Source organism: Massilia sp. Root133, from assembly GCF_001426525.1.
Lineage (GTDB): Bacteria > Pseudomonadota > Gammaproteobacteria > Burkholderiales > Burkholderiaceae_D > Telluria > Telluria orientalis.
In genome coordinates this window covers 188,120-207,527 of record NZ_LMEW01000001.1, presented here as the reverse complement: position 1 = coordinate 207,527, position 19,408 = coordinate 188,120, and the positions used below count along the sequence as shown (strand labels likewise).

Genomic DNA, 19,408 nt, shown 5'->3' with positions numbered 1-19,408 from the left:
GACGTTGGCCGCGACACGGTCCGGGTCCCCGTCCGTGCCGGACCGGTACGGGCCCGCGACCAGGATCATCATCCCGCGCGGCGCGAACAGGTGCAAGCGCGCGTACTGCAGCAGCATGATCGTCTTGCCGTCGACGATGCCCGTGCCGATCATGGCCAGCGCCGCGTCGATGTCCAGTTCCAGCACATCCAGCCGCTCGCCCTCCGCCGCCACCCCGCCGCCGGGTCCCACGCGGTCGCGCGCCTCGTACTCGGCCACGAAGAAGTGCAGGCGCTCCGTCACGCTGCCGGGGCTCATGAACGCATCCCACAGGCGGGTGACCTTGCCGACACGATAGCCCGTCTCCTCCTCGACCTCGGCACGGATGCGTTCTTCCGGACTGGCGCCGTCGAGCAGGCCGGCCGCGGCCTCGACGAGGAAGCCGTCGTGGCCGTTCACATAGGCCGGCAGGCGGAACTGGCGCGTCAGCACGACGGTGCGGCGCGCGCGATTGGCCAGCAGCAGCGTCGCGCCATTGCCGCGGTCATAGGTTTCCCGGGTCTGCACATCCCAGCCGCCTTCGGCCGTGCGCAGCGCGAACGTCGTCTTGTTCAGGATGCCCCAGTCGTCCGAGAGCAGCTCGACCTGCCTGATTTCCACATGATCCTGCACGATATTCTCCAGTCATTGAAGTTCGTGTAAACTATCGTGCAGTATCGTGCAATGTCAAGCACGACGAAAGGACGGCATGCTGACGAGCCAGCGAAAGCAGTATCTGATGGACGTGTTGCGGCGCGACGGCCAGATCGTCGCCACGAAGATGAGCGCGGAACTGGGCGTGTCGGAAGACACCGTCCGGCGCGACCTGCGCGAGCTCGCGAAGGAAGGCTTGCTGCAGCGGGTGCACGGCGGCGCCCTGCCCGCCAGCCCGGCGCTGGCGGACTTCGCGACGCGCCACGCTATCGCCACCGACGACAAGGCCGCCATCGGCCGCGCCGCCGCCGCGCTCGTGCAGCCGGGCCAGGTCGTGTTCGTCGACGGCGGCACGACGTGCGCGCAACTCGTGCGTGCGCTGCCGCGGCGCCTGGGAGCGACGGTCGTCACGCACAGCCCGTCCATCGCGATGGAGCTGATGGACCATCCGGACATCGACGTGATCATGCTCGGCGGCCGCCTGTTCCGCCACTCGGCCGTCGGCGTGGGCGCGGCGACCCTGGAAGCGATCGCCCGGATCCGCGCCGACACGTATTTCATGGGCGTGACGAGCGTGCATCCCGAGAGCGGGCTGTCGACCGGCGATTACGAGGAAGCGTGCATCAAGCGGGCGCTGTGCCATGCGGCGGCCGAGACCATCGTGCTGGCGTCGTCGGAAAAGCTGGCCACCGCATCCCCGTACCGGATCGTCGGGCTGGCCGAGATCAGCGGGATGGTGGTGCCGGCGGCGACCGGCGAGGAAGTGTTGCGGCCGTATCGGGAGATGGGGATTGCGCTGACGCTGGCGGCGCACTAGCGGCAGGTCGCACAAGCCGAAAGCTCGGCTTGTGGCAGGCCTCAGTGAGGCGACCCAGCGTATCCGAGCCGGCTCAGAAAGGCGATTTCCTCAGCGGTCGAAGTACGGCCGAGTATGCTGTTGCGAAACGGGAATCGGCCGAACCGGGCAATGACATCGCGATACTTTCGCACCCATCCGAGCACGTCGTCAAAACCCGGGCAGTCGTCCGCCAGTGTCGTGAACAGCGCAACTGAAATGTCTTGCATGGCCAAGTCCTCTGCGTGCTCGAACGGCATATATGCGAACCAGCGCTCAAGCGGCCTCAGATATAGATGAGCACCACTGGTCCGCAGCTGCTGAGCCGCCTCGAGAGCAAGACCGTCCCCACTGAACGATTTCGCGTTGCCACGGAAAACGTTGCGCGTGAATTGGTCGAGAACGATGATGCGGGCAAGTGTTCCGGAGGGCCCGTTGGTATCCCAGTGGCGCAGCCCTCCCGCGAGAGCCTGGTCGATCGTCTCGCCAAAGCGGGTAGCGATCACCGTATCGAAATCGGGGTCGGCGGTGAACCATGCGTCGCGCGGGGCGCCGTAGCCCTGGCTTGACGGGGTACCGTACCAAAAATCGAGAACGTCTTGATAGTCCATGTCTGCTTTCCTTGTATCACCATGATGGGTTCAGGGTACTGACGCGCGAACTCCGGCCAGCCGATGGATTCGGCTGACCGATGAGATCGCGGATCGAGGAAATCAGACAGTTACCATAGCGCGATTCTAGCGACTATTTTCGCCCAGCGCATCGCGCGCCACGCGCCGGGCAACCCATTTACCTCCGGCAGCTCAACCGCACCGACTCATTCTCGCGCGCAACGACGCGGACGGCCTCGCTGTCACCGCACCGGTACACGATGCGCAACCGCTTCGACTCCCCGCGCGCCGGATCGCCGCACAGCTGGTTGTCGGCACGGACGGTGCCGCGATTGCGCTCGACCTGATAACGCACGGCGCGGCGTGCGTCGCAGGAAGCGAAGTGCGTGCCGTATTCCGCGTCTTCGACGAAGATGCGCGAGCCGCGGCCTTCACCGCGGCCGCCGCCGGCTTCGCGCAGGCCGGCGGCATAACCGTCGTCATAGCCGCGGCGGTATTCGGCGCTCTGCGCGAACGCGGACGTGGTGGCGGCGCTCAAGGCCAGGATCGCGGCGATGCGCAGGAGGGGGCGATTATTGAGTGTCATTTTGTTCTCCCGATTGAAGTGGATGACTTCATCGTAGCGCGCGCGCTCGAAACGCTCTGTGCGGTCGGTGTAAGAGACGTTTCAGTCTGTAAGGAAGCGGGCGCCCCGCCCCGCGCGGCCGTGCCAGAATAAGGCCATGACACCCGCACCCGTCTGCACCATCGGGCATTCGAACCGTACGATCGAGGAGTTCATCGGGCTGCTCTGGCAGAACGGCATCGCCTGCCTGCTCGATATCCGGACCGTCCCCAAATCGCGCCACAATCCGCAATTCGGGCAGGATGAACTCGCGGCCTCGCTGCTTGATGCCGGCATCGAATACCGGTACATCAAAGGCCTCGGCGGCCTGCGCCGCCCGCTCAAGGATTCACCGAATGCCGCCTGGCGCAACACGTCGTTCCGCGGCTACGCGGACTACATGCAGACCGACGAATTCGCGGCCAACGTCGACGCGGTCATCGAACTCGCGCAGACCAGGACGTGCGCACTGATGTGCGCGGAAGCCGTGCCGTGGCGCTGCCACCGCTCGCTCGTCGCCGATGCGCTGCTGGTGCGCGGCGTGCCCGTCGACGACATCATCGATGCGCGCCAGCGCAAGCCGCACAAGCTGACGCCCTTCGCCCACGTCGAAGGCTTGCGCATCACGTATCCGCCGGAGCAATCGGAACTGGACCTGGGACCGCCGGGCTGAGCAACCGCCGCAACTGCGCCCGCTGGTAGGCGCCGAAGCCCTCCCTGAACAGGCAGCGGATCAGCGGATCCTCGACCACGTCGGCCTGCGCCACGTCACGCTCCGTGTCCGCGTCGAACACCGCATCGTTGATGCGCATGTACAGCGACGTCAGCGACTCGCCCAGTTCCAGCGCCGCGTACAGTTTCACGGCGGGGATCCCGGTGGTCCAGCCCAGTGGCCCATCATCGTCGACCAGGTCCGCGCTGCCCGGCGACAGCCGGTAGCAGAAGCGCGTCACCTCGCCCGCATGATCGTGGATCGACAACTGCCAGAGGCGCGGGCTGTCGAAATACTCGCTCTCGTCATCCAGCGCGGCGTAGCGGTCCGCCAGGCCGGTGCGGCAAAAGTCCAGCACGCGCGTCCACTGGTCCGCTGTCAGCGCGGGGAAATGGCGGGCGATGTCGGCCGTGGGCGGCGCGTCGGCATTGCCTTCATAGATGTAGTCGACGTCCTGTGCGCCGACGGGAATGACCCAGTCCAGCGGCGGCGCCGGATGCAACCCGTCCGCATCGAGCTGCATCGAGACCGACGGATCCATGCGCACGACGCGCGCCCGCGGCAGCACCGCCTGCACCTCGGCGGTGAAACGGGCATACGAGATCGGGAAGAACGCGCGGTTGTACCACGACCAGGGCTCGAGCCGGAACTGGCAGGAACTCGGCACGACGAAGCGCGGGTCCAGGGCCTGCAACTGCTCCAGCCATTCCTCCGGCAGCGCCGGCGGCGCGGGTTCGGCGCGCGTCGGGGCCAGCACCTCGATCTCGCGCATCGTCTGGAACGGAAACAGCACGAGGTCCCACGGTTTCTCGGCGACGAGACGTGCGAGCGCCGCATCGTCGATCCACGAGTCGACCACGTTCAGGACGTTCAGCCCGGCGGCACGGACCTGGAACATCGAGTCGACCTCGGCATCCATCGCTTCGCGCGGCACGACCTGGAACGGGCCGACGTCCACGGGCACGTCAAGCTGCAGCGCGTGGACGCGCGTAAAACCCAGTTCGCGCACCATGTCGAACAGCTCGTCGAACAGGCAGTAGATGTACAGCGGCGTCGCGCGGTCCAGCAGGTCCAGGCTCTCGAGCGAGCAGTGGTCGTCGTGGAAGTGGGAGATGAAGACGGCGTCGAAGCGCTGGCGCCGGATCAGCGCTTCGTCGAAACGCACGTCCGGGAACGCGTGGCAGTTGCGGCTGAACGGGTTTTCGAAGATGGTGTCGAAGGCGATGCGCGTACCCTCGCATGTGAACACGTAGCCCGCATGCAGGATCCGCGCGACCGTCAACGCGGCCATCAGTCCAACCGCTTCAAGCGCTGGCCCAGGATGCCCCAGCGGCAATCGACGCCGTCCAGCTGCGCGCACAGTGCCCAGCCGGTGCCGATCTTCTCGACCGTGACGGGCGTCTCGATTTCTTTGGCCAGCTTCTCGGCCCAGCCGCGCGCGGCGCCCTGGCCCTTGAACAGCTCCTTGCCTTCGTAGATGACGGTGGCGTCGAATACGGGCATGGCGAATATGGTCATGGCTTCCTCTGGATGGTGCGTAAAGCGCTATCCTATCATTCCACGGATTGGACACCACATGGACAACGACCACACGCCCGCGCGGCGCATCGACAAGGGGGAGCTCTACTGGGTAGCGCCGGACGGCACGCGCGGCTCGGTGCCCGGCTATCCCCATCCGCACCTCGTCGTGCAGGACGACCTGTTCAACCATTCGCGCATCGACACCGTGATCGTCTGCGCCCTGACGACGAACCTCAGGCGGGCAAGCGAGCCCGGTTGCGTGCCGCTGGAACCCGGCGAGGGCGGACTCGAGAAACGCAGCGTCGTCCTCCCTTCGCAGATCAGTGCGATCCCGAAAGCACGGCTGGGAGCACGCATCGGCCGGCTGTCCGGCGAACGCGTGGACCAGGTGCTCGCGGGCCTGCGCTTCCTGCAGGCATCGCACTTCCGCGGACGCTGAACGACGCTTCTATTCGCCCTGCTGCTGCATCGCCTTCGTCAGCCCGCTCGGTCCGGCCGGTTTCTTCGGCTTCCATACCCACATCAGGCCGCGCACGTAGCCGTCGCCTTTCACGGCCGTGTGATCGAGCCCTTCCATCGTCCACGTCTGCAGCGCCAGGCCCTGGTAGTTGCGGTTGCCCAGCTGCTTCTGGAACGCCACGATGGGCTGCTGGAATGCGGGATATTCGATGCTGCCGTGCGAGATGAACATGCGCGCGGGCAGCGCCTTGTGGTCGCGGGCGTAGGCGGCATCGAGCTTGCCGAGCGCGCCGTGGTCCCAGCCGGCCGCGGGGCTGATCGCGATGTGGCCCGCGAAGAAGCCGGGCGCCTTGTACGCGGCCGCGATGGCGAACAGGCCGCCCAGCGAGCTGCCGGAGATCACGCGGTCCGTCTTCTCGGCGCGGAAGCGGCTTTCGATCAGCGGCGCGACCTCCTTCGTGATGAAGCCGAGGAAGGCGTCGGCCCTGCCCGAATCCGCGTCCGTCGCGGTGATGGTGTAGTCGCGGCGGCGCTCGACGTCGTAGTTGGCGCCGGATGGATACGACAGGCCCACCATGATGAATTCGGGGACCTGGTTATCGTAGATCAGGTTGCCGTAGGTGGCGGTGAGGAGCGGCGTGTCCCAGTACGCGTCGAGGTAGTACAGGACGGGGTAGCGCTTTTCCGGATGCGCCGCGTAGCTGGACGGCAGCACGACGACCAGCTCGTGCGCCCTGCCCGTGGACTGCGACTGCACGGGGATGATCTGCGTGTTCTCCAGCACGAAATGGCGTTCGCCCGCCGGGGCGGCGGCCTGCTGCGCCGAGGCGGGGATGACGACGCCGAGCGCGACGGCGCATGCTGCCAACAGTGTCTTCATGAGGTCTCCTTTATTGTGATCACACGATGATAGCGCTATCTCGGCGCGCCGGGGTACGTACGCGGCCGTTGCGATATCGTTTTCGTTATCGATATCGTAAAAATTAGTATTATCGCCGAACAAATTATTCTGCTAACGTCCCGCGTTAATCCCAGCCATCCATCGACCAGGAATGTCATGAAACCACATACCGCGCTGCCGACGCTCACGCTGCTCGCAACTCTCGCCGCGAGCGCGCACGCGGCGCCGCTCGCCGGCCTCGACGCCAACGGCCACCTGCTGCCGGTCGCCGCCGCGACGGCGTCCTTCTCGTACGCGCCCATCGCGCACGGCGTGCAGGTCCGCGTCGGCGGCGTGACCAAGAACGTGATCTTCTACGGCCCGGCGACGGTGCGCGTGAACACGACGCTCGGCGAAAACTTCTGGCGCCATCCGAGCATCGTCGTGACGCACGCGCCCGCGGCCGTCGCGTTCACGACGCGCGACGGCGCCGATTCCCTCACGCTCGAGAGCAAGCTGCTGCGCATCGTCATCGACAAGTCGACCGGCGCCATCACGTTCCAGGATGCGCAGGGCAAGGTCTATACGCAGGAAAAACGCAGCGCACCGCAGACGCTGAAGAAAATCGAGCTGGCCGGCGCGCCGACCTATGAAGCGCGCAACACGTTCACCCTGAAGCCCGGCGAAGGCATCTACGGGTTCGGGTTCGTGGGCGAAGGCGACATCAACCGCCGCAACAAGGACCTGCTGCTGGTGCAGACGAATATCGGCATCATCATCCCCGTCATGATGTCGACGGAACGCTACGGCATCCTGTGGGACACGTATTCGAAGATGCGCTTCACGGATAACGCCGAGGGCGCGTCGCTGTGGGCGGAAAGCGCGCCGGGCGGCGTCGATTACTATTTCATGGCCGGCGCCACGCTGGACGACGTCGTGGCCGGCTACCGCGACCTCACCGGCGCTGCGCCGATGGTGCCGAAGCAGGCGTTTGGCCTGTTCATGAGCAAGGAGCGCTACCAGACGCAGGACCGCCTCGTCGAGGTGGCACGCACGTTCCGCAAGGAGCAGTTCCCGCTCGACTACATCGTGCAGGACTGGCAGTACTGGGGCAGCGACAAGGACGGTACCTGGAGCGGCATGACGTGGAACCGCGAGCGCTTCCCCGATCCGAAGGGCATGACGAAGGCCATCCACGACATGCACCTGAAGCTGATGGTGTCGATCTGGCCTTCGATCGGCAACGACACCGCGCTGGCGCATGAACTCGACCAGCACAAGCTGCGCTTCGAACCGCTGCACTGGATTTCGAAGAAGGCGCGCATCTACGACGCGTACAGCCCCGAAGGCCGCAAGATCTACTTCAAGCATGTCAAGCAGGGCCTGCTCGACGTGGGCGTGGACGCGCTGTGGATGGACGGGACCGAAGTCGAAGTCGGCACGGCCGCGCACAACGCCGCCGACAACGAGCGCGACATCAAGGGACTCGGCAACAACGCCATGGGCGACTTCGCCCGCTACCTCAATCCGTACTCGCTGATGACGACGCTCGGCACGTACGAGGGACAACGCGCCACCAGCAACCAGCGCGTGTTCACCCTGACACGCTCGGCCTGGGCCGGCGCGCAGCGGACGGCGGCGGCCTCGTGGTCGGGCGACACGCGGGCGAGCTGGAAAACCCTGCTCGAGCAGATCAACGGCGGCGTCAACGTCACCATCACCGGCAACCCGTACTGGACGCAGGACACCGCCGGCTTCTTCATCGGGGGTGGATTCCCGGGCGGCGAAAAGAATGCGTCGTACCGCGAACTGTACGCCCGCTGGCTGCAATACGCCGCCTTCAATCCGCTGATGCGCATCCACGGCACCGACATCGAGCGCGAGCCCTACCTCTTCAAGCAGTCGGATCCCGAGATGTACAAGGCGCTGTACGACGCCGTCCGCCTGCGCTACCGCCTGCTGCCTTATACCTACAGCCTGGCCGGCAAGGTCACCCGCGACGGCTATACGCTGATGCGCGCCCTGCCGATGGATTTCCCGGACGACCCGCGCGTGCGCGACATCAACGACGCGTTCCAGTTCGGCCCGTCCTTCCTCGTCCATCCGGTCACGCGCCAGATGTACCGCTTCCAGCCGCCGCCGCCCGCCACCATCCCGGCGACCGCGCTGCGCACGCCCGACGGCAAGCCCGGACTGGCTGGCCAGTACTTCGCGGGCACCAATTTCGAGACGCCGCACGGCAAGACCGTCGACGCCACCATCGACTTCCAGTGGCCCGGCCCGCCGCTGGCCGACATGCCTGCCGGCCTGGCGAGCCTCGACAACTTCTCCGCGCGCTGGACGGGCGCCGTCGTGGCGCCGGAAGACGGCGAATACGAGCTGGGCGCGGAAGGCGACGACGGCTACCGCCTGATCGTCGACGGCAAGCCCGCCGTCGAGGACTGGAAAAACGGCGGCAAGCGCTACGCCGGCACCAAGGTCGTCCTGAAAAAGGGCCAGAGCCTCCCCATCACCCTCGAGTATTACAACGCCACGTCGGAGCGGAGCCTGCGCCTGGCATGGCGCACGCCGTCGCAACTGGCCGCGCAGGCGCAAACGTCGGGCAAGCCGGACACGACGATGCAGACCTACCTGCCCGCCGGCACCGACTGGTACGACTTCTGGACGCACGAGCGCTTCAAAGGCGGCACCACGGTCGCCAGGGACGTGCCGCTCGACGTCTTCCCGCTGTACGTGCGCGCCGGCGCGATCGTGCCGATGGGCCCCGTCGTCCAGTACGCGACCGAGCGGCCGGATGCGCCGTACGAGATCCGCGTCTATCCGGGCGCCGACGGCAAGTTCACGGTCTATGAAGACGACAACGAAACGTACGACTACGAAAAGGGCAAGTACGCCACGTACGACCTGGCGTGGAACGACGCCGCGCGCACGCTGACCATCGGCGCCCGCAAGGGCACGTTCAAGGGCCTGGTCGGGACGCGCAAGCTGAATGTCGTCGTCGTCGGCCGGGACAACGCGACCGCCATCGAACCGGCGGGCGCGACGAAGTCGGTCACGTATGCCGGCAAACCGCTGTCGATCAAGTTCTGAGTCCAGGGAGACCCCATGAAATCGTTCCTCGCCACCCTGGCCCTGGTGCTGCCGCTGGCGGCCAGCGCGGCCGACGTCGCACCGAAACCGGTGTTCCGCGACCCCGTGTACGACGGCGCGGCGGATGTGTCGATCGTGTACGACCGCGCCGCCAAACTGTGGAAGATGTTTTATACCAATCGCCGGGCGACGATGAAGTTGCCCGACCCGAAGGACGTCGAATGGGTGCACGGCACGGCCATCGGCATCGCGACGTCCCCGGACGGCATGCACTGGCGCTACCAGGGCACGGCCGAGTTTCCCAAGGCGTGCACGGACGTGACGCTGTGGGCGCCCGAGATCTACTATGAAAACGGCACGTACCACATGTGGCTCACGATCGTGCCTGGCATCTTCCACCGGTGGGGCGGCCCCGGCGCGGATGGCCGCATCGAGCACCTGACCAGCACCGACCTGTCCACATGGCGGTGCGAAGGCACCGTGAAGCTGGACACGGGCCGCATGATCGACCCGACCGTCATCAAGCTCGGACAGGGTTACCGGATGTGGTACAAGGACGAGCGCGCCGGCAGCAAGATCCTGGCCGCCGACAGCCAGGACCTGCGCACGTGGAAGAAGGTGAGCGACGAGCCGGTCAATCCGACCACGGGCGAGGGACCGAAGGTGTTCCGCTTCAAGGGGTATTACTGGATGGTCGTCGACGTGTGGAAGGGCCTGATGGTGCTTCGGTCCGACGATGCGCGTACCTGGACGGAACAGAAAGGCTACATCCTCGGCGAACCGGGCCGCAAGGCCACCGACCGGGCCAAGGGACAGCACGCGGACGTCGTCGTCGATGGCGACCGCGCGTTCATCTACTACTTCGTCCACCAGGTGAACGAGGCGGAAGCGGACACGGACGCGCGCTGGAACCAGCGTACGGTCATCCAGGTGGCGGAGCTGGTGTTCAAGGACGGCCGGCTCGAGGTCGACCGCGACCGGGATGTCTCGTTCCGGTTGAAGGCGCCATCGCCCTGACGTGACTTTGTGCGTATTTATGCGAGGTAAAACCGGCATACACTATGCCGGTTTATCAACGGGAACCTCATGGACATCCACACTCGCATTACCGCTGCACTTCACATCGTCATCGGCGTACTGGGCGCCGGCATGATGCTGATCTTCGCGCTCGGCACCAACTGGATCGGCCACTTCATCGCCGACTCGGCCGGCGGCGACGGCGCCGTGGCGAACTTCTTCTTCGGCTTCGGCGCGGTGGTGGCCGGATTCTTCGCGCTGCTGCTGGCAGCGGAAGCCATCGCCGGGATCGCGCTGCTGAAAGGATCACCGACGGGGCGCGTGTTCACGATCATATTCAGCGTGCTCGGGCTGCTCAACTTCCCGTTCGGTACCGCGATCGGCGTCTATTCGCTTTGGGCCCTGCTGGGCAACCGGCCGGCATCGGCCGGGGCGCCAGGCCGTTAGCCGGCGTCGCTCGCCTCGCAATACTGGGGCTGACCGAGCATCGCCGACACCGTGTGCGGGCCGCCGCTGGCGCGCGGGTGCGCCACGTCGCAACGGAGACGCACCGCGACGGATTCATTCTGCATCACGAACAGCACGGCCCCGATCAGCACACCCTTCGCGGGATGGCGGATGCACAGGGCCGTGAGCGCGCCGCTCACCGAAGGCGGATCGAGCAGCGATGTCGTGCTCCGGCGTTCGTCGGCCGCCGTCCATGAAAAACGGCCATCGGACGCCACGGGGATGACTTCGCCCACGTCGGTGCAGGGATGATTCTTGCCGGGGAATTTGGCCAGGAAGAGCTCGACGCCGGCAGCCGGTTTCCCCTCATCGAGGACGATCCCGTCGACGGCCGGCCGCAGATGGGCCACGTGCGGGACCGGCGTGCACGCCGCCAGGCCCGCGGCAAGCATCGACATGACGGACAGGCGCACGGTGGCGGACAGCATGTCAGGCGTCCTTGCCCAGTTCCGCGCCGAGCTCCCGCCCGCGCGCCGCCGCCGCCTTCATCGCGTCGACGATCGCCTGCTTCACGCCGGCCGCTTCCATGCTCGTGATGGCCGCATGCGTGGTGCCGCCCTTCGAGGTCACGCGCTGGCGCAGCACGTCGACGGGTTCGTCCGACTGCGCCGCCAGCTGGGCCGCGCCGGTGAACGTGGCCAGCGCGAGCGCCTTGCCCTGCTCCGCCGACAGGCCCATTTCCGCGGCCGCCTGCTGCATCGCTTCGAGGAAGTAGAACACGTACGCCGGGCCGCTGCCCGACACCGCCGTCACCGGATCGATCAGGCTTTCTTCATCCAGCCAGACGGTCTGGCCGACGGCGCGCATGATGGTGTCGGCGGCATCCTTTTGCGCGGCGCTGACGCCGGCCATCGCCACCATGCCCGTGATGCCCTGCCCGATCAGCGCGGGCGTGTTCGGCATCGTGCGCACGATGGCGCCGTAGCCGCCGAGCCAGCGCGACAGGTCCGCGCCGCGGATGCCCGCCGCGATCGACAGCAGCAGGGGCTTGTTCGCGAGCTGCGATTGCAGGTGCACGGTCACGTCGCGCATCTGCTGCGGCTTCACCGCGAGCACGATGACGTCGCTGGCGGCGACGGCCGCGCCGATGTCGGGCGACGTCGTCACGCCATATTGCGTGCGCAGGCGCTCGAGCGCGTCCGCGTTCGGGTCGACGACGTGGATGTCCACCGCCTGCGCGACCTTGCCGGCCAGGCCGGCGATGAGGGCGGTGGCCATGTTGCCGCCGCCGATGAAACTGATTTTCATGAGAATCCCGGGGTTAGGCGCGCGTGATGCGCGCTTTTTCATTCACTCGTAATGGCGCGCGCCGAAGATGGCGCTGCCGATGCGTACGATGGTCGCGCCTTCCAGCACGGCCGATTGCAGGTCGCCGGACATGCCCATCGACAGCGTGTCGAGGTGGATGCCGGCTTTGATGAGGTCTCGCGCGAGTGCGCGCAGGCGTGCGAACGGCGCGCGTTGCAGGGCCGGGTCGGCCTGCGGTTCCGGGATCGCCATCAGCCCGCGCAGGCGCAGGTTCGGCAGCTGGACGACGGCCTTGGCCAGGCCTTCCAGCTCCTCCGGCTTGACGCCACTTTTGGTGGCCTCGCCGCTGATGTTCACTTGCAGGCAGATATCCAGCGGGCCCAGTTCGGCCGGGCGCTGTTCGGACAGGCGCTGCGCGATTTTCAATCGTTCGACCGTGTGCACCCATTGGAAGCTGGTTGCGATGGGCCGCGTCTTGTTGCTCTGGATCGGGCCGATGAAATGCCATTCGAGCATCAGGCCGGGTCGCGCTTTTGCCACAGCGGCGATCTTGTCGACGCCTTCCTGCACATAGTTTTCGCCGAACGCGCGCTGGCCCGCCTCGATCGCTTCCAGCACGGCTTCTGCCGGAAACGTCTTCGAAACGGCCAGCAACTGGACCGTGGAACGGGGCCGGTTCGCGGCCTCGCAAGCGGCCTGGATTGTCGCTTCGACAGCTTGCAAGTTGGCTGCGATTGTGGACATAATGGTTTTCTTCAGGAAATATTTTTCTAGCCTGGCGGTGCAATATCTCATCGTCATCCCCGCGCAGGCGGGGATCCAAGCTCAGCCTGCATGCCCGCAGCAATTGGGTTCCCGCCAAGGCGACCGGCCAGGTCGGGAACGACGGTTTTCTATCTCCGCGTCAAAGGATCATTATAAATGGACATCTCCGAACTGCTCGCTTTCTCGGTCAAGAACAAGGCCTCCGACCTGCACCTGTCGGCCGGCCTGCCGCCGATGATCCGCGTGCATGGCGACGTACGCCGTATCAACCTGCCGCCGCTGGAGCACAAGGACGTGCACGGCATGATCTATGACATCATGAACGACGGCCAGCGCAAGCAGTACGAAGAGATGCTGGAGTGCGACTTCTCGTTTGCGATCCCCGGCCTCGCGCGCTTCCGCGTCAACGCGTACAACCAGGAACGGGGTGCGTCCGCCGTGCTGCGGACGATTCCGTCCAAGATCCTGTCGCTGGAAGAACTGAACGCGCCGAAGATCTTCGCCGACCTCGCATTGAAGCCGCGCGGCCTCGTGCTCGTGACGGGTCCGACGGGCTCCGGCAAGTCGACGACCCTGGCCGCGATGGTCAACCACCTGAACGAGAACGAGTACGGTCACATCCTCACCATCGAGGACCCGATCGAGTTCGTGCACGACTCGAAGAAGTGCCTGATCAACCAGCGCGAAGTCGGTCCGCACACGCTGTCGTTCAACAACGCGCTGCGCTCGGCGCTGCGCGAAGACCCGGACGCGATCCTCGTCGGCGAGCTGCGCGACCTGGAGACGATCCGACTCGCACTGTCCGCCGCCGAGACGGGCCACCTCGTGTTCGGCACCCTGCACACGTCGTCGGCCGCGAAGACCATCGACCGTATCGTCGACGTGTTCCCGGCCGAGGAAAAGGAGATGGTGCGCGCGATGCTGTCGGAATCGCTGCAGGCCGTGATCTCGCAGACCCTGCTGAAAACGAAGGACGGCGCCGGCCGCGTGGCCGCGCACGAGATCATGATCGGTACGCCGGCCATCCGCAACCTGATCCGCGAAGCGAAGATCGCGCAGATGTATTCCGCGATCCAGACCGGTTCCAACGTCGGCATGCAGACGCTGGACCAGAACCTGACGGACCTCGTGCGCCGCAACGTGATCTCGTCGGCGGCCGCGCGCGCCGCCGCCAAGATTCCCGAAAACTTCCCGGGCTAAAGAAGGAGCACGACGATGGAACGCGACCAGGCCTCCAAATTCATGTTCGACCTGCTGCGCCTGATGGTCAGCAAGGGCGGTTCCGACCTGTTCATCACGTCCGGCTTCCCGCCCGCGATGAAGATCGACGGCCGCATGACGCCCGTGTCCAGCCAGGCCCTCACGGCCTCGCACACGGCCGACCTGGCGCGCGCCATCATGAACGACAAGCAGGCCGCCGGCTTCGAGCTCTCGAAGGAAGCCAACTTCGCCATCAGCCCCGGCGACCTGGGACGTTTCCGCGTCTCCGCCTTCATGCAGATGGGCGCCGTGGGCATGGTGCTGCGCGTGATCACGACGACGATCCCGAAGTTCGAGGACCTCGACCTGCCGGAGGTGCTGAAGGACGTGATCATGACCAAGCGCGGCCTCGTGATCATGGTCGGCGCCACGGGTTCCGGCAAGTCGACGACGCTCGCGACGATGGTCGGCTACCGCAACGAAAACAGCTACGGCCACATCATCACGATCGAGGATCCCGTCGAATTCGTCCACCCGCACAAGAACTGCGTGATCACGCAGCGCGAGGTCGGCGTCGACACGGACAGCTTCGAGGCAGCGCTGAAGAACTCCCTGCGCCAGGCGCCGGACGTGATCCAGATCGGAGAAATCCGCGACCGCGAGACGATGGAACACGCGATCGCGTTCGCCGAAACGGGCCACCTGTGCCTCGCCACCCTGCACGCGAACAGCTCCAACCAGGCGCTGGACCGCATCATCAACTTCTTCCCCGAAGAGCGCCGCCAGCAGCTGCTGATGGACCTGTCGCTGAACATGAAGGGACTGATCTCGCAGCGCCTCATTCCAAAGAAGGAAGCGAAGGGACGCGTGGTCGCGATGGAGATCATGCTGAATTCGCCGCTGATCTCGGACCTGATCTTCAAGGGCGAGGTCCACGAGATCAAGGAGATCATGAAGAAGTCGCGCGAGCTGGGCATGCAGACCTTCGACCAGGCCCTGTTCGACTTGTACGAGGCGGACAAGATCACCTACGAGGATGCGCTGCGCAACGCGGACTCCGTGAACGACCTGCGCCTGAACATCAAGCTCAATAGCAAGCACGCGAAGAACCGCGATTTCTCCGCGGGCACCGAGACGCTCGGTCTCCTCTGATCCGCGTCGGCTACAGCGCCGCCCAGCGCTGCACGAGGCCGACGAGGTGCACCACCCCGTAGCCGAAGCAGATCACCGAACTCCACACGACGAACGGCGTGATCGCGCCGCCCCTGGCGCGAACGAGCGGCGCGAACGCCACGCCGCGCACGAGATAGACGGCCGTGATGGCGACCAGCGCCGCCTTCAGGAACGGCAGAGGGCCAATGACACCGGCGCCCGCCAGCGCATACGCGGACCAGGTGAACAACACGGCGGCAATCCCCAGCGTGACGAGGGTCGGATACCAGCGCCCTTGCGCGGCCGCGCGCGCGAACCGTTCGCCCGCGCCGAAGAAGCGGTACCACGCGGGACCGCCCGCGACGATGCCCAGGTGGAGCAGCGCGGCGCCGGCGCTGAGCAGCGCGCCGGCGGCCAGGGGAATGTTCACGGTGGACTGCATCGATGTCTCCTTTGGCTTACACTGTTGCCTTCGAATCAATCAAGCTTACAGGAGCCCACGATGAACGTGTTCGACTTCCAGGCCACCTCCCTCGACGGCAAGCCGGTCGACCTGGCCCAGTACCGCGGCAAGGTCCTCCTCATCGTCAACACCGCCAGCAAATGCGGCTTCACGCCGCAATACCAGGGCCTCGAGACCGTGTACCGCGAACTGCACGCGCGCGGCCTGGAAGTGCTGGGCTTCCCCTGCAACCAGTTCGGCAGCCAGGAGCCGGGCACGGAATCCGAGATCGGCGCGTTCTGCGAAAAGAACTACGGCGTGTCGTTCCCGATGTTCGCCAAGGTCGACGTCAACGGCGACAGCGCCCACCCGCTGTGGAAATACCTGAAGAACGAGGCGCCGGGCGTGCTGGGCACCGAGGGCATCAAATGGAACTTCACCAAGTTCCTCGTCGGCCGCGACGGCACCGTGCTGCATCGCTACGCGCCGCAGACGAAGCCGGAAGAGATCGCGGGCGATATCGAGAAGGCGCTGCAGCCGTAAGCGCCAACGCTCAACGGCGGTCGAACCACGCCATGATGGCGTCGTATTCCTTCTGCACGTCCGCCATCGAGCCCCCTTCCGCCATCAGGTTGTGGCCGGCGCGCGGCAGGCGCCGGAACGTGACGTCGCGTCCGAGCGCGCGCAGGCGCGCGTACGCGACCTCGGTCGACAGGACCGGCACGCTGTCGTCGCGCATGCCGCTGGCCAGCCAGACCCGCGCCTTCGACTGGACCAGGTTCTCGCCGGGCGCCTGCGCGAAGAAGGAACTCCAGCGCAGATAGGTGTGGCCCCACGCGAATTTCACGCTGCTGCGCGGGTCCGCGTTGATCGCGTCGACGGTCGCGTCGATGTCGCGCAGGCGCGCGAGCGTGTCGTCGTCGCCGCTTCCCGCGCGATCTCCCGCTCGATAGGCGTTGGCAAAGAAGTCGAACAGCTGGCTCGTGCCGGTGCCGCCGATCAGCGCCACGTGCGTCACCTCGGGCAGCGCGCGCGCCAGGCCCGCGGCCATCACGGCGCCTTCCGACACGCCGAACACCAGCACGCGGCTGCCGTCGACCCACGGCAAGGCCAGAGCATGGCGCAGCGCGCCGCGCAGCGTGTCCAGCCAGGTGTCGTAGGAAAAGTTGGCGTTGAACGCGGCCGGACATCCCGTCGCCACGCCCGGCGGCGCTTGTGGCGGGGCGTCCGGCTGGTACGGCTTGTCGACCACCATCACGACGTAGTCGCCCCGCTGCGCCAGCGGCACGAAATTGAAAACGGTGGAATAACGGTTCGGCGTGCCCAGGCCGACGAAGGGCGGTGTGCAACCCGACCCCTGCACGAACAGCACGAGCGGCGCCTTGTGCGGGGGTTGCGAGATGACGTAGCGGATGTCGGGCGCGCCGTCGCGCTGCAGCGTGAAGCGCGTGGCGGCGGCCTTGCCGAGTTCCAGCGGTTCCTGCTTTGCGGCGGGCGCGGCGTGGACCGCCGAGGCGGCGAGCAGGATGCCGCCGACGAATGCGAGTAAGCGTTTGTTCATGGGCGCGATCATCCCACGAACGGCGCCCGCGCAGGCTATCGAAAAATCACTGCTTCGGCACGATCCGCACCGCCAGCCCGCCGCCCGGCGCCAGCCGCACGTCGAGTAGGTCCTTCGCCGTCACGGTCCTCGTCTCCGTCACGAGATCGAACCGGTGCTCGTTGCGGTAATCGGCCTGCTCGCCGTCGCGGTAGATCTCCGCCACGTACTGCCTGCCCGGGTCGAGGAAGGCCAGCGGCACGGCCACCGTGCGCGCCGTGCCGTCGGTGACGGCGCCCACGTACCAGGCGTCCGAACGGCGGTCCTTGCGCGCGATGGTCGCGTACTCGCCGACGGCGCCGTTCAGCACGCGCGTGTCGGCCCAGTCGGTCGGCACGTCGCGGATGAACTTGAAGGCGGCCGGATACTTCGCGTAGTTCTCCGGCAGGTCGGCCGCCATCGCGAGCGGCGAATAGATCACGACGTAGTCGGCGAGCTGCTTGGCCTGCGTCGAATTGAACGTCTTGCCGCCCGCGCCGACGAGGCTCAATACGCCGGGCGTGTAGTCCATCGGGCCGCTCAGCATGCGCGTGAACACGAGCTTCGCTTCGTGGTCGGCGGCGTTCGGCGGCTCGCCCCACGCGTTGTACTCGACGCCCCGTGCGCCCTCGCGCGCGAGCCAGTTCGGGTACGTCCTGCGCAGGCCCGTGTCCTTCACGGGTTCGTGCGTGTCGACGGCGATGCGGTAGCGCGCCGCCTCCGCCACGGCCTTCACGAAGTGGCGCACGCCTTCCTGCGAATCGTAGTTCCCGTAGTGGACCTTGCCGTCCGGGCCGGGGAACTGCATCGTGCCCGCTTCGTGCACATAGCCCGACTTGACGCTGTCCACGCCCAGCTTCGCATACAGCTTATAGGCCGCATCCATCTGCTTTTCGTAGGCCGCGACGTTGCCGCCCGTCTCGTGGTGGCCGATCAGGCGCACGCCCTTCCGTTTCGCGTACGCGGCGAGCGCGGGCAGGTCGAAGTCGGGGTAAGGCTGCGTAAAACTGAAGTCCGCGCCGCCGTGGCCCCAGTCGCTTTCCCAGCCGCGGTTCCAGCCTTCCACCAGCACGCCGCGGAAGCCGTTGGCGGCCGCGAAGTCGATGTAGCGCTTGACGTTGGCCGTGTTCGCGGCATGCTTCGGCCCTGCGTTCCACGTCCCTTTGTTCAAGTGCATTTCCCACCACACGCCGACGAATTTCGACGGGTGGACCCACGACACGTCGCCCAGCTTATTCGGCTCGTTCAGGTTCAGCTCGAGGTCCGACATGTACAGGCCGGGCGCATCGTCCGCGATGCGCAGGGTGCGCCACGGGGTCGTGAACGCGCCATGGCGCACGACGGCCGCCCCGGTCGTGGACGGCGCCAGCTGCGCGCGCAGCTTCTGGCCCGCGACCTTGCGCACCCACATCGTCGCGTAGTCGACCAGCGCCGCTTCGTGGAGGGCGATGTGCGTGCCGTCGTCCAGGCGCAGCGTCAGCGGCGTGTTGGCCATGCCGATCTCGGCCAGCGGCGCCTTCTCGACGATCTGCTCCAGCCCGGACAACTCGCCGGCCGGGATCCACCACGCCGTCGCAGGCCGGGCGACGACGAATTCCGTCAGCTCGTCCGTGATGGCGACGTCGCGCAGCTGCGGCTGGTCGGGGAATTCGTAGCGGAAGCCGATGCCGTCGTCGTAGATGCGGAAGACGATGGCGAGCCGGCGGTTCGAGCGGTTCGTCTGCTCGACGTCGACGCGCAGCTCGCGGTAATGGTTGCGCACGTAGCGGCGCTCGCCCCACGGCTGCTCCCACGTGTCGTCATGCTCGCTGACGCGCTTGTCCTTCACCGTGAAACCGTCGTCCATCTTGGGCGCGTTGGCGAGGTTGAAGCCGAGATGCGACGGGGCGATGATCTCCTTGCCCTTGCGCTTGATGTCATAGGCCAGCTTGCCCATGCCGTCGAGCTGGACGTCGACCGTCAGCACGCCGCCCGGCGAGCTGGCCGTGGCCACGACGGTTTGGGCCCAGACGGCCGGCGCCGCCATGTAGCTTGTAAACATCGCGGCAAGCGCGAGGGGACGGAGACGCATCTTTACACTCCCGAAGCGCCGGACGGCGCAGCGACCCGGCTGG

At 66.4% G+C, this 19,408-nt stretch carries 20 protein-coding genes and 1 pseudogene; 9 read left to right on the top strand and 12 right to left on the bottom strand.

Annotation, left to right across the window (positions count from 1 at the left end; genetic code table 11):
- Positions 1 to 84: 84 nt before the first annotated feature.
- Positions 85 to 654: pseudogene (locus ASD28_RS32580) on the bottom strand (NUDIX domain-containing protein); the annotation flags it as partial.
- A gap of 73 nt (positions 655 to 727) precedes the next feature.
- Between ASD28_RS32580 and ASD28_RS00930 the strand changes: the two are divergent.
- Entirely contained in the window at positions 728 to 1,489 is a 762-nt protein-coding gene (locus ASD28_RS00930; protein WP_056122571.1) for a DeoR/GlpR family DNA-binding transcription regulator, read from the top strand.
- A 41-nt stretch (positions 1,490 to 1,530) separates the two neighbouring features.
- Here the strand turns inward: ASD28_RS00930 and ASD28_RS00925 are convergent, their stop codons facing one another.
- Together ASD28_RS00925 and ASD28_RS00920 are read right to left on the bottom strand one after the other, a co-directional pair.
- Positions 1,531 to 2,118 carry a DUF924 family protein gene (locus ASD28_RS00925; RefSeq protein WP_056122568.1) on the bottom strand — a complete coding sequence of 196 codons (588 nt, stop codon included), beginning with the start codon at positions 2,116 to 2,118 and terminating at the stop codon, positions 1,531 to 1,533.
- A 178-nt stretch (positions 2,119 to 2,296) separates the two neighbouring features.
- Positions 2,297 to 2,704 carry a hypothetical protein gene (locus ASD28_RS00920; RefSeq protein WP_056122564.1) on the bottom strand — a complete coding sequence of 136 codons (408 nt, stop codon included), beginning with the start codon at positions 2,702 to 2,704 and terminating at the stop codon, positions 2,297 to 2,299.
- A gap of 136 nt (positions 2,705 to 2,840) precedes the next feature.
- Here ASD28_RS00920 and ASD28_RS00915 point away from each other — a divergent pair, with 136 nt between their 5' ends.
- Complete coding sequence (locus tag ASD28_RS00915) at positions 2,841 to 3,395, top strand: DUF488 family protein (RefSeq protein WP_056122561.1); 555 nt, start codon at positions 2,841 to 2,843, stop codon at positions 3,393 to 3,395.
- Here the strand turns inward: ASD28_RS00915 and ASD28_RS00910 are convergent.
- Both ASD28_RS00910 and ASD28_RS00905 read right to left on the bottom strand, forming a co-directional pair.
- Positions 3,346 to 4,725: an MBL fold metallo-hydrolase gene (locus ASD28_RS00910; protein ID WP_056122558.1), complete on the bottom strand. Its 1,380-nt coding sequence runs from the start codon at positions 4,723 to 4,725 to the stop codon at positions 3,346 to 3,348. The two genes, ASD28_RS00915 and ASD28_RS00910, sit on opposite strands and share 50 nt — an antisense overlap.
- Positions 4,725 to 4,952, bottom strand: coding sequence for a hypothetical protein (locus ASD28_RS00905; protein ID WP_036230067.1), 228 nt, complete (start codon positions 4,950 to 4,952; stop codon positions 4,725 to 4,727). The genes ASD28_RS00910 and ASD28_RS00905 overlap by 1 nt, the downstream gene beginning before the upstream one ends.
- 58 nt (positions 4,953 to 5,010) lie before the next feature.
- On the opposite strand from ASD28_RS00905, the gene ASD28_RS00900 reads away from it, so the two are divergent.
- Positions 5,011 to 5,394 (top strand): type II toxin-antitoxin system PemK/MazF family toxin, encoded by a 384-nt coding sequence (locus ASD28_RS00900; protein WP_056122556.1) that lies wholly within the window; start codon positions 5,011 to 5,013, stop codon positions 5,392 to 5,394.
- Between the two features lie 9 nt (positions 5,395 to 5,403).
- On the opposite strand, the gene ASD28_RS00895 is transcribed toward ASD28_RS00900, so the two are convergent.
- Entirely contained in the window at positions 5,404 to 6,294 is an 891-nt protein-coding gene (locus ASD28_RS00895) for an alpha/beta hydrolase (RefSeq protein WP_056122552.1), read from the bottom strand.
- Positions 6,295 to 6,471: 177 nt separating this feature from the next.
- Between ASD28_RS00895 and ASD28_RS00890 the strand changes: the two genes are divergently transcribed.
- The 3 genes from ASD28_RS00890 to ASD28_RS00880 all read left to right on the top strand — a co-directional run bounded on the left by ASD28_RS00890 (position 6,472) and on the right by ASD28_RS00880 (position 10,848).
- Complete coding sequence (locus ASD28_RS00890) at positions 6,472 to 9,384, top strand: TIM-barrel domain-containing protein (RefSeq protein ID WP_056122549.1); 2,913 nt, start codon at positions 6,472 to 6,474, stop codon at positions 9,382 to 9,384.
- A 15-nt stretch (positions 9,385 to 9,399) separates the two neighbouring features.
- Entirely contained in the window at positions 9,400 to 10,401 is a 1,002-nt protein-coding gene (locus tag ASD28_RS00885) for a family 43 glycosylhydrolase (protein WP_056122546.1), read from the top strand.
- Between the two features lie 69 nt (positions 10,402 to 10,470).
- Positions 10,471 to 10,848 (top strand): hypothetical protein, encoded by a 378-nt coding sequence (locus ASD28_RS00880; protein ID WP_056122543.1) that lies wholly within the window; start codon positions 10,471 to 10,473, stop codon positions 10,846 to 10,848.
- On the opposite strand, the gene ASD28_RS00875 is transcribed toward ASD28_RS00880, so the two are convergent.
- The 3 genes from ASD28_RS00875 to ASD28_RS00865 are packed head-to-tail and all read right to left on the bottom strand — an operon-like array spanning position 10,845 to position 12,900.
- Positions 10,845 to 11,336, bottom strand: coding sequence for a hypothetical protein (locus ASD28_RS00875; protein ID WP_056122540.1), 492 nt, complete (start codon positions 11,334 to 11,336; stop codon positions 10,845 to 10,847). The two genes, ASD28_RS00880 and ASD28_RS00875, sit on opposite strands and share 4 nt — an antisense overlap.
- A 1-nt stretch (position 11,337) precedes the next feature.
- Complete coding sequence (proC, locus tag ASD28_RS00870; protein ID WP_056122535.1) at positions 11,338 to 12,156, bottom strand: pyrroline-5-carboxylate reductase; 819 nt, start codon at positions 12,154 to 12,156, stop codon at positions 11,338 to 11,340.
- Between the two features lie 42 nt (positions 12,157 to 12,198).
- Positions 12,199 to 12,900 (bottom strand): YggS family pyridoxal phosphate-dependent enzyme, encoded by a 702-nt coding sequence (locus tag ASD28_RS00865; RefSeq protein ID WP_056122532.1) that lies wholly within the window; start codon positions 12,898 to 12,900, stop codon positions 12,199 to 12,201.
- 177 nt (positions 12,901 to 13,077) lie between these two features.
- On the opposite strand from ASD28_RS00865, the gene ASD28_RS00860 reads away from it, so the two are divergent.
- Positions 13,078 to 14,121: a type IV pilus twitching motility protein PilT gene (locus ASD28_RS00860; protein WP_056122528.1), complete on the top strand. Its 1,044-nt coding sequence runs from the start codon at positions 13,078 to 13,080 to the stop codon at positions 14,119 to 14,121.
- Between the two features lie 15 nt (positions 14,122 to 14,136).
- Positions 14,137 to 15,273, top strand: coding sequence for a PilT/PilU family type 4a pilus ATPase (locus ASD28_RS00855; RefSeq protein WP_056122526.1), 1,137 nt, complete (start codon positions 14,137 to 14,139; stop codon positions 15,271 to 15,273).
- 10 nt (positions 15,274 to 15,283) lie between these two features.
- On the opposite strand, the gene ASD28_RS00850 is transcribed toward ASD28_RS00855, so the two are convergent.
- Positions 15,284 to 15,715, bottom strand: a complete 432-nt coding sequence (locus ASD28_RS00850) for a hypothetical protein (protein WP_056122523.1) — start codon at positions 15,713 to 15,715, stop codon at positions 15,284 to 15,286.
- A gap of 60 nt (positions 15,716 to 15,775) precedes the next feature.
- On the opposite strand from ASD28_RS00850, the gene ASD28_RS00845 reads away from it, so the two are divergent.
- The gene (locus tag ASD28_RS00845) at positions 15,776 to 16,258 is read left to right on the top strand and encodes a glutathione peroxidase (protein ID WP_056122518.1); all 483 of its coding nucleotides are present in this window, start codon (positions 15,776 to 15,778) and stop codon (positions 16,256 to 16,258) included.
- Positions 16,259 to 16,268: 10 nt separating this feature from the next.
- On the opposite strand, the gene ASD28_RS00840 is transcribed toward ASD28_RS00845, so the two are convergent.
- Complete coding sequence (locus ASD28_RS00840) at positions 16,269 to 17,276, bottom strand: prolyl oligopeptidase family serine peptidase (protein ID WP_229412371.1); 1,008 nt, start codon at positions 17,274 to 17,276, stop codon at positions 16,269 to 16,271.
- Between the two features lie 46 nt (positions 17,277 to 17,322).
- Positions 17,323 to 19,365: a glycoside hydrolase family 97 protein gene (locus tag ASD28_RS00835; protein WP_056122512.1), complete on the bottom strand. Its 2,043-nt coding sequence runs from the start codon at positions 19,363 to 19,365 to the stop codon at positions 17,323 to 17,325.
- Positions 19,366 to 19,408 lie beyond the last annotated feature (43 nt).

What these genes read in the sequence shown, in the direction of transcription:
- ASD28_RS00930 (WP_056122571.1), top strand. Translation starts at nt 728, where the DNA reads ATGCTGACGAGCCAGCGAAAGCAGTATCTGATGGACGTGTTGCGGCGC.
- ASD28_RS00925 (WP_056122568.1), bottom strand. Translation starts at nt 2,118, where the DNA reads ATGGACTATCAAGACGTTCTCGATTTTTGGTACGGTACCCCGTCAAGC.
- ASD28_RS00920 (WP_056122564.1), bottom strand. Translation starts at nt 2,704, where the DNA reads ATGACACTCAATAATCGCCCCCTCCTGCGCATCGCCGCGATCCTGGCC.
- ASD28_RS00915 (WP_056122561.1), top strand. Translation starts at nt 2,841, where the DNA reads ATGACACCCGCACCCGTCTGCACCATCGGGCATTCGAACCGTACGATC.
- ASD28_RS00910 (WP_056122558.1), bottom strand. Translation starts at nt 4,725, where the DNA reads ATGGCCGCGTTGACGGTCGCGCGGATCCTGCATGCGGGCTACGTGTTC.
- ASD28_RS00905 (WP_036230067.1), bottom strand. Translation starts at nt 4,952, where the DNA reads ATGACCATATTCGCCATGCCCGTATTCGACGCCACCGTCATCTACGAA.
- ASD28_RS00900 (WP_056122556.1), top strand. Translation starts at nt 5,011, where the DNA reads ATGGACAACGACCACACGCCCGCGCGGCGCATCGACAAGGGGGAGCTC.
- ASD28_RS00895 (WP_056122552.1), bottom strand. Translation starts at nt 6,294, where the DNA reads ATGAAGACACTGTTGGCAGCATGCGCCGTCGCGCTCGGCGTCGTCATC.
- ASD28_RS00890 (WP_056122549.1), top strand. Translation starts at nt 6,472, where the DNA reads ATGAAACCACATACCGCGCTGCCGACGCTCACGCTGCTCGCAACTCTC.
- ASD28_RS00885 (WP_056122546.1), top strand. Translation starts at nt 9,400, where the DNA reads ATGAAATCGTTCCTCGCCACCCTGGCCCTGGTGCTGCCGCTGGCGGCC.
- ASD28_RS00880 (WP_056122543.1), top strand. Translation starts at nt 10,471, where the DNA reads ATGGACATCCACACTCGCATTACCGCTGCACTTCACATCGTCATCGGC.
- ASD28_RS00875 (WP_056122540.1), bottom strand. Translation starts at nt 11,336, where the DNA reads ATGCTGTCCGCCACCGTGCGCCTGTCCGTCATGTCGATGCTTGCCGCG.
- proC (WP_056122535.1), bottom strand. Translation starts at nt 12,156, where the DNA reads ATGAAAATCAGTTTCATCGGCGGCGGCAACATGGCCACCGCCCTCATC.
- ASD28_RS00865 (WP_056122532.1), bottom strand. Translation starts at nt 12,900, where the DNA reads ATGTCCACAATCGCAGCCAACTTGCAAGCTGTCGAAGCGACAATCCAG.
- ASD28_RS00860 (WP_056122528.1), top strand. Translation starts at nt 13,078, where the DNA reads ATGGACATCTCCGAACTGCTCGCTTTCTCGGTCAAGAACAAGGCCTCC.
- ASD28_RS00855 (WP_056122526.1), top strand. Translation starts at nt 14,137, where the DNA reads ATGGAACGCGACCAGGCCTCCAAATTCATGTTCGACCTGCTGCGCCTG.
- ASD28_RS00850 (WP_056122523.1), bottom strand. Translation starts at nt 15,715, where the DNA reads ATGCAGTCCACCGTGAACATTCCCCTGGCCGCCGGCGCGCTGCTCAGC.
- ASD28_RS00845 (WP_056122518.1), top strand. Translation starts at nt 15,776, where the DNA reads ATGAACGTGTTCGACTTCCAGGCCACCTCCCTCGACGGCAAGCCGGTC.
- ASD28_RS00840 (WP_229412371.1), bottom strand. Translation starts at nt 17,276, where the DNA reads ATGAACAAACGCTTACTCGCATTCGTCGGCGGCATCCTGCTCGCCGCC.
- ASD28_RS00835 (WP_056122512.1), bottom strand. Translation starts at nt 19,365, where the DNA reads ATGCGTCTCCGTCCCCTCGCGCTTGCCGCGATGTTTACAAGCTACATG.